Consider the following 13,863-nt stretch of genomic DNA (forward strand, 5'->3'; position numbering starts at 1 on the left):
ACGTGATTATCGAAGATTTTGCACCAAAAAACCGGCAAAATCTGCAGTTCATCGAAATTTTACGAAGAAGAAAATAATTGAGAGCAACTTTGATCTATCAGACGTGAGCAACCATTCTTTTCTCTCTATCCATAAATAAGTTGTATACTCAATGAAACGAAAACTAAATGATGAAGAAGTTATACGGCAATACCTGACCACAAGTCCAAACGATTGCTTTGAAACATTATATAATCGTTACGTTAAAAAGGTATATAGCCGTTGCCTATCCTTGACTAAGGATTCAGAAAAGGCACAGGATTTTACACACGACATCTTTATTCGGATGTTCTCTCGGCTGGATCGCTTTGAGGAACGGTCTTCTTTTTCGACCTGGCTGTATTCGATCTCCTATAACTACTGCGTGGATCAGATGCGTCTTGGCGGCCGTTTACAGACAACAGCCTTAGTCGAACACGATGAACCTGCCGATGATCGTTATGCCATCCCAAATGATACAGAAGAGCTTGATGAGGCTAGTCAGAGGCTTTCCTGGGCTATGAAGCGAATAAGTCAGGACGAAGCGATGATACTACGGTTAAAATATCAGGAAGGATTAGACATACAGCAGATCGCTACTAGACTTCACCTGAACGATAGTGCCGTAAAGATGAGACTTAAACGCTCACGCGATAAGGTTAAACAGCTCTGTGGGCAAGCCGCTTACGCCATTTAACCCAGACGATCGTTACTCACCGTAACAAATAAGAAGTAAATACCCACCGTAACTATACTAAACAGTACCTACCGTAACTAGTTTACCAATTAACAACTAAAGACAAAATACCTACCGTAACAAGCAGGCGTTTACTTAAGTAGGTGGGCACCAATAGCCCCAGTGGCTACTAAAATTCACCACCGTAACCATAGATTGCTCACTTACTTAAGTATAGCCAATTCGTCTTTAGTTTGCCCAGGCTTTCCGCAAAAAACGTAGCCAGTTTCCGTGCATAACATTGGCTATATCATCGTCTGAATACCCCCGCTGACGTAGTAAATCAGGTATTTTCTGTAAATCGGCAATTGTTTCCAGATCATAGGGACACTGTTCTTTACCGAAAGCGCCATCCAGATCAGAACCGATTCCAATATGCCGGGCATTACCAGCCAGTTGACAAATATGGTCCAGGTGATCGATCATTACGGACAGTTTACAATTCGTACCCTCTGGAGTCGACTGACCCCGTACCCAACCAGGCACCATCATCCAAGCATCTAAGGCTCCACCAATAACGGCATCACGAGCAATAAGCTCCCGAATTTGGTCGTCGCTGAATTGTCGGTTATGGTTCACCAGCGCCCGACAATTGTTATGACTGGCCCAAACCGGACCATTAAAATGATCGAGGGCTTCCCAGAAACTATCGTCGCACAGATGCGTAGCATCCAGAATGATGTTCAACCGCTCCATTTCGCGAAGCAAGTCTTGCCCGGCAGCGCCCATAAAGCCAGTAGCATCAGTCCCCTGTGCATAACGTCCCGGCCCGTAGTGAGCAGGGCCAATAGCCCTCAGACCATAGTTGTAGGCCCGTTCGGCAAAAGACGGAGTTATCAACGAATCGGCTCCTTCCAGGCTTAAAATATAGCCGATGGGCTTCTGGTCGTTTGGTGTTCCATCATTCCAGAGTGCCAGATGCTTTTCAAGGCCAGCCAAATCTCGAATCTGAACCATTTCGCCCTCGGCTTCCATCAGTTCATACCAGATCCGCTGCCCCTGGGTTTGCGCCCAGGCTTGTTCGGGCGATTGCCAGCCGGGAAGGGGATTGTCGGGAGCTACAAAGCGAGCAATCTGTGTTGCAACAACCAGACCAATATTTCCGCTACGTAGGGCGGGTAAGGAAACCGTTGCTTTGCCCCGATCGGGCTTATCGGTCATTCCTTTTTCACGCTCACGAAGTCGCTCAACCGATTGACGCAGATCGCGATTCCACTCCATCGCGTTCATACTCAGATCGAGGTGGGCATCAATAGTAAACATGGGCTATTTTGTGAAATTGGATTTCTGGTTTATTGTTTCTGGTTCATGGTGTCGTATTCCATCACTGACCATGAACCAGAAACGAAAACACGCTTAAACTGATATTTTACGATCGCGGGCAATAGTCAGCCACTCTCCAGTGATCTCTCCCCCTTCTGCTACGTATGCCCGCTCATACAGAGCAACGGTTGGACAGATATGGTTAGGAATTCCGTACAACACATCGCCAACCCGAAAGTCGTGCCCCGCCTGCGCTTCCAGCACCAGATGTTCTTCACTCTGACCCACAGCTTTCAGATCGGGGGCATTCAGGAAGCTTACCCGCTGTGCCAGTTCGCCTTCCGATGCCACTGACTTATGCCCCAGATCAACACAAACTTTTGTGTCACCAGGCAATGAAATAACTCGAGTTACCACCAATGCTGCGGGCGAAAACGGCTGTTCCGGCAATCCGCTTTTGTAGCCTTTATCCCAATAAATAAACGTACCGGGACTGCATTCAACGTTTTGCCGTTTTGCATGAATGGGGAATGTAGGACTGCCGCCTACTACAATCACTGGCGTTTCAAACCCTTGTTCGACCAGACGATCACGAAGTTGCTGAACCGGAAGAAAGGCCGCATCGCAGTCTAGGGTACGAATCGTAATGTCGGGGTTCCGAAGATGACCGTCATAGGCATGTAGGCCTACAGGCTTAACGCCTTCTAGTTTGGCGACTTCCGAATAGAGCGTCAATACCTCGCCGTCGGGCGTAATGCCCGTACGGTTCATACCTACATTTAGGTCGATATAAACCGGTACAACCAGCCCACTGGCAACAGCCATATCGGATAGCTGTTGAGCCGTCGTCAGATTGTCAATCAAGCAGGCGAACCTGACCGCCGGATAGACATTCATTAAAGCCAATAGGCGATGCATTTTCGCTACGTTAGGCTGGTAAGCCAGCAGGATATCCATAGCACCGCATATGGCCAGCATTTCGGCCTCCGCAATGGTTGCACACTTGAACTTCTGAATGCCCGCATCCAGCATCATCCGAGTTGCCTCCCGCGATTTATTCGTCTTTACATGCGGACGTAGACGCGTTACGTCGTCAATTGAATCGATCAGCAAGTTGATATTCTCCCGAACTCGTTCCGGATAAATTACCAGCGCAGGCGTATCGAGCTGATTACTGTCAGTTAGTTGATACCAGGGCGTTTGCTGCATCGGTTAAACGAGTTCAAATAACGCTTCAACTTCTACCGGTATATTATCGGGAAGCGAGCCCATACCCACCGCTGACCGAACTCCAATTCCGTTTTCAGTTCCCCAGACGTCGGCAAACAATTCGCTGCAGCCGTTAATTACGTAGGGATGGCGTTCAAATTCGGATACACAATTGACCATGCCCAGCACCTTGATGACACGTTTAACGCGGTCCAGGCTTCCCAGATGCGTCTTGATGGTCGATAGAATGGTCAGACCTACCTGACGGGCAGCCAGCTTCCCTTCTTCCATATCCATGTCAGCACCGATACGTCCTATAATCAGGCTCTTATCGTCACGAACCGGGCCGTGTCCCGATACGTACAGGTATTTACCGTCAATCAAATAAGGCTTATATACGCCCAGGGGCTGAGGGGCAGGTGGCAACGAAAGGCCTGTTTTAGCAAAGGCCGCTTCGGGCGACAAAATGTCAACTTGCATACTACGTTGATTTTAGAACAATGGAGCAATTGAAAAGGGAATAGTCAACGGTACGTTAACTGACAGCCAGGCTGTTCAGAAAACGGAAACAGGTCAAACTCATGAATCAGCAAGAGATTGACTATCTACTGTTGACTAGACGTGCCCAAACTTAAGCCAAAACGGCCATAAAGAAGATAATTGATACAGGAAATAAACAGGAACTCCGCCAATACGATAGCAGCCTTGTAAGCTATCCGGGAAAATTCACTAGTAGACTTACTGGATTAAGAGCACTACGTATCAATACCGTAAAGCTGGTGTTAGCGACCCTCAATTGGTATTTGGAGACAGGTTGTAGAGGGTCTTCGGCCCACAGAAATAATTAATTATTTTCTAAACACTTACACCATTTAATATACTTTCCCGAAACTAAAACCGTCCCGTTGGCTCAGGTTTTCAATCACTTAGCTTATAATGAAGTTAGGTAAATGAAATCATTACTCAACTTACTTAAGCTTCTTCGTCATGGGAAATTTATTGTACACCATTGCGGTGGTCCTAATCATTATCTGGCTGTTAGGTTTTTTAGGATTTAACAGCTTTGGGCTGGGTGGCCTGATCCACGTACTACTTGTTATTGCCGTCATTGCGGTAATTCTTCGCCTAATTCAGGGACGAAGCGTGTAGCGGCTTTATCAGGTCTCCAGCACTTTCTTTAGACAACTTCCAACTCATGGAGAATAGCTCATTAAAGCATTTTCTCTATGAGTTGGAAGTTTTTTTATAAGTTTCGTAGACGCTTCTGGAGCGATGGCATTTCACTAACATCATACCACTCGTCACTTCCTATATTTAGCCACTGCCCTTCCTGACGAGGTCGCTTTAGCTGCGCTTCTTCCTCCTCAAACTCGTGGTTATAAACTTCAGCCATAGTATGCTGAAGCACTGACCAGGGCACGGTTTTGCGTTGTTCCCGTTTATTGATGAACGTAACGATTTGAACGGTTCGCTCAGCAAATGACGCAGTCAGACGGAGCTCCATATCGTTTTGTTTCCCCGAAAAATCGAGGTAGGTAAGCTCGAAAGGACGTTCGCGGCCAACTAGTTCATAGCTCGCCTGAATCAGTTCCTGCATTAAGTACTGCCAGTCCTCAGCATTATTAGGCCGTCCTTTCTTTATAGACCCCGTTGATACGTCCAGCTCGACCTCCCAATAATCATCGTCTTCGCCCAGCTTTTCCTCATCAAACTCCTGAAGCTGTGTTTTTCCAATGAACGTGTCAAAAGCAGACAACCAGGTTTTCGGTAATCGTCCCGACCACTTAAAATCGTCGTCTCGGGTATAGCCCTCGGCAATCAGCTCATCGTCGTCAATATCATCCCGATCGGGATACGTAATGGCTAAATCAATCTGAAGCGATTGACTGGCAATAGCCTGAGCAGTAAGGACATAAAAATAAGCGTAGGGCGCAGGTAGCGACCGGGCTGTTTGGTATCGAATTTGAATTGTTTTGAAAGACATTGTTTGTCAGCGGGCAACGTGGCTCAAAGTTAGCGTATTTGAGCTATTGTGGCATTCCGATCAATTTTACCCGTAGGAGTTTCTATAAACGTCGGAACGGCTATCATCTCTTTGGGAACGGCATAATTGCCGAACTGCTCTCGAACGTTATGCTGAATGAACATAAACTGCTCCTCACTAATCAGCTCTCGTTCAACGACAAGAACAATTTTCTGACCAAGGCGCTGATCAGGCAAACCACTCACAAACAAGCGTGGCAACGTCGTTTCAGGATTGAGGGCTACCAGTGTTTCCAGACTTATCTGTTCAATCTGTTCTGGCTGTATTTTTACCCCTCCGCTGTTAATAACGGTATCTGCCCGTCCCACTAATCGGAACTGGATCGGTTGTCTATCCGTCAACAACTCCACTACGTCGTTAGTCTGTACGCACTCGAAATTGGTCGCGGCCGAGGTGATATGCAGACAGCCTCGCTCATCAATACCCAGCTCAACCCCATCCAACGCCGTAAAAAAGGCACTCTTACCAGCACCATTTAACCGACGTAGGGCAATATGCGACACCGTTTCTGTCATGCCATACGTAGCATAAACGGGTGCTTCAATCTGTTGGCATAGCTGTTCTAGTCCTGGACTCGTAGCGGCCCCACCTACCAGGATGGCCTTCATCCTGTTCAGAATTAGCAATCTATCGGGTGTAGTTTCCAGAATGGTCTGGAGTTGTAGCGGCACAAGGGCCGTAAAGTCAAAACTAGTACTGGTGGACGAAAAAGCCGCTAACGGATTGCCTGACGGTTCAACGATCGTCATGACCATGCCTACTTCCATTCCCCGAACAAGCATCATGACCCCTGCTACGTAGCGTATATTCAGGCAAACCAGCGCCCTATCGCCTGGCATAAGGCCGAGCGTTCTGGCCGTCAGTAACGCACTTGCCTTCATTTGATCACGCGTCAGCGAAATAGGTTTGGGCGTACCAGTCGAACCGGAAGTATGGAGTATGAAAGTAGACTGACCACGCAGCCAGTTCTGGCAGAAAGCAAGCGCTTCCGTTTCATAATCCGTTGCTGGAATCGGCCAGAATTCCGGAAATCGGGGATCAATAGTCATTCAAAAATCATTTCAACGCCTAGTACAGCTCAACCATCAAGCAGAACAGCTTCCTGCTACGTGTGCACTCGGAGCGTACCATTAGCCAGATCGGCAACCAAATATTGTTTTAGCGCTTGTTTAGCAGGGCCTACTATAACTTTACCCGTCGTATCGTAGCGCGATAAGTGAAGCGGGCAATAATACTGGTTTTCAGCAGGCTTATAGACGAGAAGTGTCCCCCCTGGCGACACACACGTACATCTGGACGATGCAGCCACAAAATCACCGGCTTTCGTCTGGGCCACAATCACATTATTCACGATCACATAGCCGCCTTTTTCGTTGAGATTTTCGTTGCCTTTTTCGGCCAGATTAATCACAAAATCGAGCGATTGATCTGGGTCGGTAGTTGGATTTTCGTCATCAGCTTTCGCACAACCTGCACTCCAGGGCATCAGAAGAAGAGCGCCCGCGCTCGCACCGATTAAGCGAAAAAACTCATGTCGATCCATGGTAGGTAGGGTGTTTTCCATGCCGGTTCTTGTATTTTTGCGACGATGTCAGTTTTCTGATGTAAAGATCACTTTTTTTTGTCATTCAACGACAGCAAACCTTGTTGTTCGCCGGGTGGTTACCCAACTAGTATGGAAGAAGCTAAAGTATTTGTCAATCCAATTTCTCCAGACAAGGTTGCAGAAGCACCGGGACTTTTGGAGTATGCGCATACAGCTGGCGGAGCAGTTATCCGCCCTGAAGACAAAGGCAAGATCACCGGTCGGGCGGTAGCCGCCATGCGTGAACAAACCGATATGCAACTCAGCCAGTTGTATAAGCAAATGCAGCTGCTGGCTGAGCAGGCTACGGCCATTCGCAATCGGGTTGAAATCTCAGAACGGATTTATGCCGCTCAGATGAGTTTCGAGCCCGTTGTTGGACATACGTATTATTTCTATCAGCGAAAAAACGGAACCGATCTCTTGTCGATGATTGCACCCTCCGAATGGGGGCGTAAATTTCCATTTGAGCGCTGTCTGGCTACCGTCCGTATGATGGCCGATCATACCTGGGATGTATTTTATCACGAATCTGAATTTTCAATGGGCGATTGAGTGGACGACAGAATAACCGATCTTGCTACAGAGGACGTTTTTCACTCTTTCACTCAGTCGCTAATTCATTCATTAACTATGCAAAGCAACTACCCCTGGGAAACCATTAAAGAGTACCAGGAAATTATCTTCAGCTATTACGAAGGCATTGCCAAAATCAGCATCAACCGCCCTCATAAACGGAATGCGTTTACTCCGCTGACGGTCAAAGAAATGTCGGAAGCGATGGAAATTGCCCGGCAGGACGAACGGGTTGGCGTTATTATTCTGACGGGTGAAGGCGGTGAAGCCTTCTGTAGTGGTGGCGATCAGTCGGTTCGCGGTCATGGTGGATACGTTGGCGAAGATAGCGTTCCCCGCCTGAACGTACTGGATCTACAAATGCAGATTCGCCGGATTCCTAAACCTGTCATTGCCATGGTGGCCGGTTATGCTATTGGTGGTGGCCATGTACTGCACGTTGTCTGTGATCTTAGTATCGCTGCCGACAATGCCCGTTTTGGTCAGACAGGCCCTAAAGTGGGTAGTTTTGACGGGGGTTTTGGTGCATCGTATCTGGCCCGTATTGTTGGCCAGAAAAAAGCACGCGAGATCTGGTACCTGTGCGATCAGTACGATGCGCAGGAAGCCCTCGACATGGGACTCGTCAATAAAGTGGTTCCTCTCGATCAGCTGGAAGAAACAACCATTGCCTGGTGTCGTAAAATCCTCGACAAGAGCCCCATTGCGCTACGTATGCTTAAGGCCTCGTTTAATGCGGAACTAGACGGGCAGGCGGGTATTCAGCAGTTGGCTGGTGATGCCACACTGCTATACTATCTTTCTGAAGAAGCTAAAGAAGGAAAAGACGCGTTCCTGGAAAAGCGGAAACCCGATTTCAGCAAATTCCCTAAGTTTCCCTAGAAGCAAATACATACTAGATAAAATAAGCCCCTGGAAATTTCTTTCCAGGGGCTTTCTATTTGTTTATGGCCAATTGCTCAATCCCGTTGCTGATGCGAGGCTTTTGACAATACACTACTAATGTCGCGGCCAACCTGAAGACCAACCTCATTCAGGTAAAATTGATTGGAGGTATCCTGTTTAGTTGCCCGATGGGCCGATACGGTATAATCTAAATAACTGTATGCTTGTTCGTAGGCTATTTTCTGCGAACCGGTCGTTTCTGCAAATCGATCATGGAGCAGTTGCAGAATATCGACCATTATCTCATTAACTGTATCAATATCAGCAGTTGCGTTCGCAGCAGCGGCTCTAAGTTCAGCATACTTTTGGGCTAGATGAGCAGGCATACTTAATAAAGAAGATACGGTTAAGTAATTTCACCGTAAAAGTACTTAAATCCCGTAATACTCGACAACTACAGGCACCCAAAGTTACTATATTTATTAATTGGGCTCTATAAATAAAATTGATTTACCAAGTAGAGCCTTATAAACACAAGGGGTTTTCTTCTTCATACCAACCCCTAAAACAACGTTGCGGAATAGACAATAAAAAGCCCGGTTGTTCGGACCAACCGGGCTGGAGTTAAACCGCTAGGGCGAACCTGCGAGGTTTTACCCATTTTGACAACGCAAAAGTACAGATTGCTCCCCAAAAGAAAAATTAAAAAATCGGCTGACTACCAATACGTCTCCTATTTCTAACACAGCTTCGACACTAATTTTCTTAACAGAACTCTACCTACTGATATGAATATTAGCATCGGCAACAATCAACCTCAAACAAAAAGCCCGCTACGTAGTGAACGTAACGGGCTGAGCATTGGGCGCAACCAGACTTGTCCGAAAAGCCAGATCGCTTAGTTGAGAATTTGAATGCTATAAGCTAAGATGTTTCTTAGTGCTTAATTTCTACTTTAGAGAAGAATTGCTTCTGGTCTGGGCCAACCACAAAGGTGTAGGTTCCTTCTGGAAGAGACGACAAATCATAACGGCCAGCCGTGCCTTTCAACGCTCCAGCCTGAACCAGTACGTTCTGCGAATCGTAGATGGCGATATTAGCAGCATCTACATTTTTAGCAGGCAGTACTACTTCAAATTTATTTTTCTCGTAAGACGATACAGTTGGTTGCAAAATCTGCTTCTGGCTGCGCTCATCTACAGTTACTACATTTCCCCGGATCGCCAGCACCTGCGACATCCAGTACGTATTGTTGGTAGCTGTCAGGTAATACTGACCATCTGGCAAACCGTTCAGATTGAACGATGTTGTTCCTTTCTGACCTTTAGCAACATTGCCCTGGTAAAGCAGATTTCCGTCGGCATCGATAATTGCCACTTCAACCGGCTCAGCCGTTTGTGTATATAAGCGTACTTTCTTTTGTTCGGACTTCTCAACATTAACCCCGCTTACGACTGAACCATTGTCGGCATTAACCGCCAGACTCCATACTGAAAGCAGTACAGCAATTGATAAACGGACCTTTTTCATTGGATAGTAATTTTAATTTTTCCGTGACAAAGGTGATAACAAAAGTCCATTCATTGCAATATATGCGCACCTCACAACGCTTTACAGATCAAAATATCTTATAAAAAGACAATATTTTATAGACAAAATAGGTCTTTTATAAAAATAGTACAACAAGTCCCCATTAATTACGCATACATTGTACTTTTCTAATAATCCTAAAATATAGGACTATCCACAAAATGAAGTAAAATCAGCATACAAATTATCCTATTTGCCCGATTGACTGTCTTTTTTTTAAACGTTGACAACCCCGATCATTGGGCGAATTTGAGCCTTATTAATGCTGTTAGTCTGGCCGTAAAAACATAAAAAAGCGGTTCGATAGTGAGCACTATCGAACCGCTTTGACCTGTTGAAATCAGCCGACTTATTTGAGGTGAGCGCGTAGCATCCAGGCTATTTTCTCATGCTTTTCCATAAGTCCCGTAATAAAATCGCTAGTTCCGGCGTCCTTGTGAGCATCCTGAAATTCATTGATGTTACCCCGGATGAATTCGATAATACTTTCGTGATCGCCTAGTAGTTTTTTAATCAGGCTCCGACTGTCGTTTCCGCCAGCGTCCTGTTCCGTCAGATGGGTTAGCTGCAGAAAGTTTTTCAACGTAGCCGGTGCATAATGGCCTAACTGACGAATACGCTCTGCTACGTCATCAACAATCTCCGCCGATTGCTGATACAATTCTTCGAAATACAGGTGAACAGAATGAAAATCCATGCCTTCCAGATTCCAGTGCGCATTGAGCGTTTTCGTATAAAGTACAAACTCATCAGCCAGCAGCTTAGCTAACTGATGCGCAACAACCTCCCGGTTTGCGGCTGAAATACCAATACTCGTTTCCATGATAACTGTAGATTATGGTGAACCTGCGATACATCCGGATTATAAAATCCTGAACCCAGGCATTATTTAATCGATTACTTCCCAATTCTACTAAATTTTCTGCTCTTTATCAGCCTTCATACGCCTACTATAAAATGGTCGGCAAAAACAAGCGTGTACACACAGAAAACAGATACACAAACAAAACAAAAAGCAATATTTAATTCCAACAAATCCATTAATATCGAAATAATAGTTAACTTATCAGTAATTTCCTCTTAGATTAAACCGCTGCCAGAATGGCCACATTTCATCAATCGCTAACCATCTTTCTACTCCTACTCCAGCTTGTTGTCCACGCTCAAAAAATACCCTCCCCAAAAGAGCATTTTGGCTTCAACATTGGTGACGATTATCAACTTTCCAATTACACCCAAACGGAAGCTTATTTTAAAAAATTAGCGGCTTCTGATCGAACTCGCCTGGTCGATATCGGGCTCACGGCCGAAGGTCGCCATCAATTTATGCTGATTGTTACGTCGGCCGATAACCAGAAAAAGCTAGATCGTTACAAAGAAATTGCTCAAACATTAGCTCATGCCGAAAACCTGACCGATACCCAGGCTAGAACACTCGCTAACGAAGGAAAAGCGGTTGTCTGGATTGACGGAGGGCTACATTCAACGGAGACGGTAGGCACTATGCAGCTCATTGAAACAGCCTGGCAACTCGTGAGTCGAAATGATCCCGAAACACTACGTATTCTCGACAACGTTGTGATCTTGCTGACCCACGCCAATCCTGATGGGCACGAGCTGGTTGGCAACTGGTATATGCGCGAATCCGTACCCGAAAAACGGTCGCAGGAACACGTACCGCGCCTTTATCAGAAGTATATCGGCCACGATAACAACCGCGATTTTTTTATGCTCAATATGCCCGAGACACAAAATATGGCCCGGCAGTTGTTCATCGAATGGTTTCCGCAGGTTATTTATAATCACCACCAACGTGGCCCGGCTGGCTCTGTTCTGGCGGGTCCTCCCCTCCGCGATCCGTTTAACTACGTACTCGACCCGCTGATCGTAACGGGTATTGATGCCCTCGGAGCAGCCATGATTAACCGCCTGAATGTTGAAGGCAAACCGGGCTATACGCGTCTGACGGGTGCCCCTTATTCGAACTGGTTCAATGGGGGTTTACGGTCGATCAATCTATTCCACAACATGATCGGCTTGTTGACCGAAATTATTGGCAATCCTACCCCCGAAACCATTCCGCTCGTTCCCGAACGATTAATACCGAACGGCAATACGCCGTTTCCCGTAAGACCGCAACCATGGCATTTTAAACAGTCAATCGATTATTCGGTTTCGCTTAACTATTCCGTACTGGATTACGCAGCCCGTCAACGCGATCAGCTGCTGTTTACGATTTACCGAATGGGTAAAAACGCGATCGAATACGGAAGTCGCGACTATTGGTCGTTATACCCGAAGCGAGTGGAAGCCATCACGCAGACGTATCAGGCTAACCAGAAAAGAACAAATCCGACGCAGCCAGAAAACCAACGTAGCGGTGCCTTGCCGGTTGCCTACTATGATTCGGTCATGAAAAAGCCATCGTTACGTGATCCAAGAGGATTTATCATTCCGGTCAATCAGCCTGATTTTCCAACGGCTGTTCGTTTCCTGAACGCGCTTATCCGAACGGGCGTGCAGATTCAGAAAGCAACCACCAATTTTACGGTTGCAGGCAAAACCTATCCAGCAGGTTCGTATGTCGTTAAAACCGATCAGGCTTTTCGCCCGCACGTACTGGATATGTTTGAACCGCAGGACTATCCGAACGATTTTCAGTATCCGGGAGGCCCACCGATTCGCCCCTATGATGCCGCTGGCTGGACACCTGCCTATCTGATGAATGTCCGCTTTGATCGTATTCTGGATGGCTTCGATGGCCCTTTCCAAAAGCTTCCTTACGGTGAACTACAATCGCCGGAGGGCCATCTGAATGGCAACGCAACCGCCGGCTACCTCCTCAACGCCCAGATCAATAACTCCTTCATTGCCGTCAATGATTTACTGGCTTCGGGCATCGATGTGTACCGTCTGCCTACTGGCAGCGGGAGTAACGTAGCAGCAGGATCCTTTTTTATACCTGCTTCGACCAACGCCAAAAGCCTTCTCGATAAATCAATCAAGAACCTGGGGCTGGAGGTTTCCGGCCTGAGTAAACGCCCAGAGGGATCAATGATAAAGGTCGCTCCCTTGCGAATTGCGTTGTGGGATACGTATGGCGGCTCCATGCCATCCGGCTGGGTTCGCTGGCTCATGGAACAATACCATTTTCCGATGAAGGTTGTTTTTGCCCAGGACATCGACGCAGGCGATTTAAAGAAGAAATTTGATGTCATTGTCTTCGTAAGCCAGGCCATTCCGCCCGTTGGACGCCCTAAAGAATCGGCAAGTTCTTACGCTCGCCGGGAGCCTCAACCCGACGACATTCCGGCCGAGTTCCGCCCGTGGCTAGGCAGAATCACCGCCGACAAGTCGATTCCCCAACTGAAAGCATTTTTAAATGCGGGTGGCAGTATTGTAACCATCGGTACCAGTACGAATCTGGCGTATCATTTGAATCTACCCGTGAAAAACGCGCTGGTCGACATGGCGGCTACCGGCCAGAGCCGACCGTTGCCCAATGAGAAATTCTACATTCCCGGCAGCGTATTGCGGGTTACCCTGGATTCTACGCAGCAGGCAACCTGGGGCATGCCCACACTGACCGATGTCTATTTTGATTCCAGTCCCGTGTTTACCGTAGCGCCAGAAGCGATTGCTAAGGGGGCGATTAGGCCACTGGCCTGGTTTGACAGCAATAAACCACTACGGAGCGGCTGGGCATGGGGACAATCGTATCTACAGGATGGCGTAGCCGCCTTTATGGCACCAGTTGGCTCTGGCCGGTTTTATGCTTTCGGCCCCGAAATCACGTTCCGTTGTCAGACACAGGGCACGTTTAAGTTGTTATTCAATCAACTGTATAGCACAGAAAGAAGCCAGCGCACGGCACAGGCAAGTGATTAAGTCAAAGCGAGGCCATATCTTATTATTTTTAGAGTTATGGCCTCGCGTGAATTACAGGATAACTCAACG

The 13,863-nt window shown here is 47.0% G+C and carries 14 protein-coding genes; 5 read left to right on the forward strand and 9 right to left on the reverse strand.

The window, feature by feature from the left end:
- Window positions 1-151: 151 nt before the first annotated feature.
- Window positions 152-715, forward strand: coding sequence for an RNA polymerase sigma factor (locus GK108_RS24955; RefSeq protein WP_163954299.1), 564 nt, complete (start codon window positions 152-154; stop codon window positions 713-715).
- Between the two features lie 228 nt (window positions 716-943).
- On the opposite strand, the gene GK108_RS24960 is transcribed toward GK108_RS24955, so the two are convergent.
- From GK108_RS24960 to GK108_RS24970, 3 genes are all read right to left on the reverse strand, one after another.
- Window positions 944-2,017, reverse strand: coding sequence for a dipeptidase (locus GK108_RS24960; protein WP_163954300.1), 1,074 nt, complete (start codon window positions 2,015-2,017; stop codon window positions 944-946).
- Between the two features lie 93 nt (window positions 2,018-2,110).
- The gene (locus tag GK108_RS24965; RefSeq protein WP_163954301.1) at window positions 2,111-3,226 is read right to left on the reverse strand and encodes a D-TA family PLP-dependent enzyme; all 1,116 of its coding nucleotides are present in this window, start codon (window positions 3,224-3,226) and stop codon (window positions 2,111-2,113) included.
- 3 nt (window positions 3,227-3,229) lie between these two features.
- The gene (locus GK108_RS24970; RefSeq protein WP_163954302.1) at window positions 3,230-3,706 is read right to left on the reverse strand and encodes a RidA family protein; all 477 of its coding nucleotides are present in this window, start codon (window positions 3,704-3,706) and stop codon (window positions 3,230-3,232) included.
- A 507-nt stretch (window positions 3,707-4,213) separates the two neighbouring features.
- Here GK108_RS24970 and GK108_RS24975 point away from each other — a divergent pair.
- Entirely contained in the window at window positions 4,214-4,375 is a 162-nt protein-coding gene (locus GK108_RS24975) for a lmo0937 family membrane protein (protein ID WP_163954303.1), read from the forward strand.
- Between the two features lie 94 nt (window positions 4,376-4,469).
- Here GK108_RS24975 and GK108_RS24980 read toward each other — a convergent pair whose 3' ends face one another.
- The 3 genes from GK108_RS24980 to GK108_RS24990 are packed head-to-tail and all read right to left on the reverse strand — an operon-like array spanning window position 4,470 to window position 6,834.
- Window positions 4,470-5,210, reverse strand: a complete 741-nt coding sequence (locus GK108_RS24980) for a hypothetical protein (RefSeq protein WP_163954304.1) — start codon at window positions 5,208-5,210, stop codon at window positions 4,470-4,472.
- 29 nt (window positions 5,211-5,239) lie between these two features.
- Window positions 5,240-6,319: an AMP-binding protein gene (locus GK108_RS24985; protein ID WP_163954305.1), complete on the reverse strand. Its 1,080-nt coding sequence runs from the start codon at window positions 6,317-6,319 to the stop codon at window positions 5,240-5,242.
- A gap of 56 nt (window positions 6,320-6,375) precedes the next feature.
- Window positions 6,376-6,834 (reverse strand): QcrA and Rieske domain-containing protein, encoded by a 459-nt coding sequence (locus GK108_RS24990; RefSeq protein WP_163954306.1) that lies wholly within the window; start codon window positions 6,832-6,834, stop codon window positions 6,376-6,378.
- A 111-nt stretch (window positions 6,835-6,945) separates the two neighbouring features.
- Between GK108_RS24990 and GK108_RS24995 the strand changes: the two genes are divergently transcribed.
- On the forward strand, window positions 6,946-7,410 hold the full coding sequence (locus GK108_RS24995; protein WP_163954307.1) for a DUF2452 domain-containing protein: 465 nt from the start codon (window positions 6,946-6,948) through the stop codon (window positions 7,408-7,410).
- Between the two features lie 78 nt (window positions 7,411-7,488).
- Window positions 7,489-8,313: a 1,4-dihydroxy-2-naphthoyl-CoA synthase gene (gene menB, locus GK108_RS25000; RefSeq protein WP_163954308.1), complete on the forward strand. Its 825-nt coding sequence runs from the start codon at window positions 7,489-7,491 to the stop codon at window positions 8,311-8,313.
- Between the two features lie 77 nt (window positions 8,314-8,390).
- On the opposite strand, the gene GK108_RS25005 is transcribed toward menB, so the two are convergent.
- The 3 genes from GK108_RS25005 to GK108_RS25015 all read right to left on the reverse strand — a co-directional run bounded on the left by GK108_RS25005 (window position 8,391) and on the right by GK108_RS25015 (window position 10,729).
- A complete protein-coding gene (locus GK108_RS25005) occupies window positions 8,391-8,702 on the reverse strand; it encodes a hypothetical protein (RefSeq protein ID WP_163954309.1) in 312 nt (103 codons plus the stop codon).
- Between the two features lie 550 nt (window positions 8,703-9,252).
- Window positions 9,253-9,846: a DUF3244 domain-containing protein gene (locus GK108_RS25010; protein ID WP_163954310.1), complete on the reverse strand. Its 594-nt coding sequence runs from the start codon at window positions 9,844-9,846 to the stop codon at window positions 9,253-9,255.
- 409 nt (window positions 9,847-10,255) lie between these two features.
- Window positions 10,256-10,729: a Dps family protein gene (locus GK108_RS25015; RefSeq protein ID WP_163954311.1), complete on the reverse strand. Its 474-nt coding sequence runs from the start codon at window positions 10,727-10,729 to the stop codon at window positions 10,256-10,258.
- A gap of 278 nt (window positions 10,730-11,007) precedes the next feature.
- On the opposite strand from GK108_RS25015, the gene GK108_RS25020 reads away from it, so the two are divergent.
- Window positions 11,008-13,794: a M14 family metallopeptidase gene (locus GK108_RS25020; RefSeq protein WP_163954312.1), complete on the forward strand. Its 2,787-nt coding sequence runs from the start codon at window positions 11,008-11,010 to the stop codon at window positions 13,792-13,794.
- The last annotated feature ends 69 nt before the right edge of the window (window positions 13,795-13,863 follow it).

The organism is Spirosoma terrae, assembly GCF_010435915.1.
GTDB lineage: Bacteria > Bacteroidota > Bacteroidia > Cytophagales > Spirosomataceae > Spirosoma > Spirosoma terrae.

Coding starts and splice junctions, on each gene's coding strand:
- GK108_RS25020 (WP_163954312.1), top strand. CDS start 11,008: ATGGCCACATTTCATCAATCGCTAACCATCTTTCTACTCCTACTCCAG.
- GK108_RS25015 (WP_163954311.1), bottom strand. CDS start 10,729: ATGGAAACGAGTATTGGTATTTCAGCCGCAAACCGGGAGGTTGTTGCG.
- GK108_RS24975 (WP_163954303.1), top strand. CDS start 4,214: ATGGGAAATTTATTGTACACCATTGCGGTGGTCCTAATCATTATCTGG.
- menB (WP_163954308.1), top strand. CDS start 7,489: ATGCAAAGCAACTACCCCTGGGAAACCATTAAAGAGTACCAGGAAATT.
- GK108_RS24985 (WP_163954305.1), bottom strand. CDS start 6,319: ATGACTATTGATCCCCGATTTCCGGAATTCTGGCCGATTCCAGCAACG.
- GK108_RS24965 (WP_163954301.1), bottom strand. CDS start 3,226: ATGCAGCAAACGCCCTGGTATCAACTAACTGACAGTAATCAGCTCGAT.
- GK108_RS24955 (WP_163954299.1), top strand. CDS start 152: ATGAAACGAAAACTAAATGATGAAGAAGTTATACGGCAATACCTGACC.
- GK108_RS25005 (WP_163954309.1), bottom strand. CDS start 8,702: ATGCCTGCTCATCTAGCCCAAAAGTATGCTGAACTTAGAGCCGCTGCT.
- GK108_RS24980 (WP_163954304.1), bottom strand. CDS start 5,210: ATGTCTTTCAAAACAATTCAAATTCGATACCAAACAGCCCGGTCGCTA.
- GK108_RS24960 (WP_163954300.1), bottom strand. CDS start 2,017: ATGTTTACTATTGATGCCCACCTCGATCTGAGTATGAACGCGATGGAG.
- GK108_RS24990 (WP_163954306.1), bottom strand. CDS start 6,834: ATGGAAAACACCCTACCTACCATGGATCGACATGAGTTTTTTCGCTTA.
- GK108_RS24995 (WP_163954307.1), top strand. CDS start 6,946: ATGGAAGAAGCTAAAGTATTTGTCAATCCAATTTCTCCAGACAAGGTT.
- GK108_RS24970 (WP_163954302.1), bottom strand. CDS start 3,706: ATGCAAGTTGACATTTTGTCGCCCGAAGCGGCCTTTGCTAAAACAGGC.
- GK108_RS25010 (WP_163954310.1), bottom strand. CDS start 9,846: ATGAAAAAGGTCCGTTTATCAATTGCTGTACTGCTTTCAGTATGGAGT.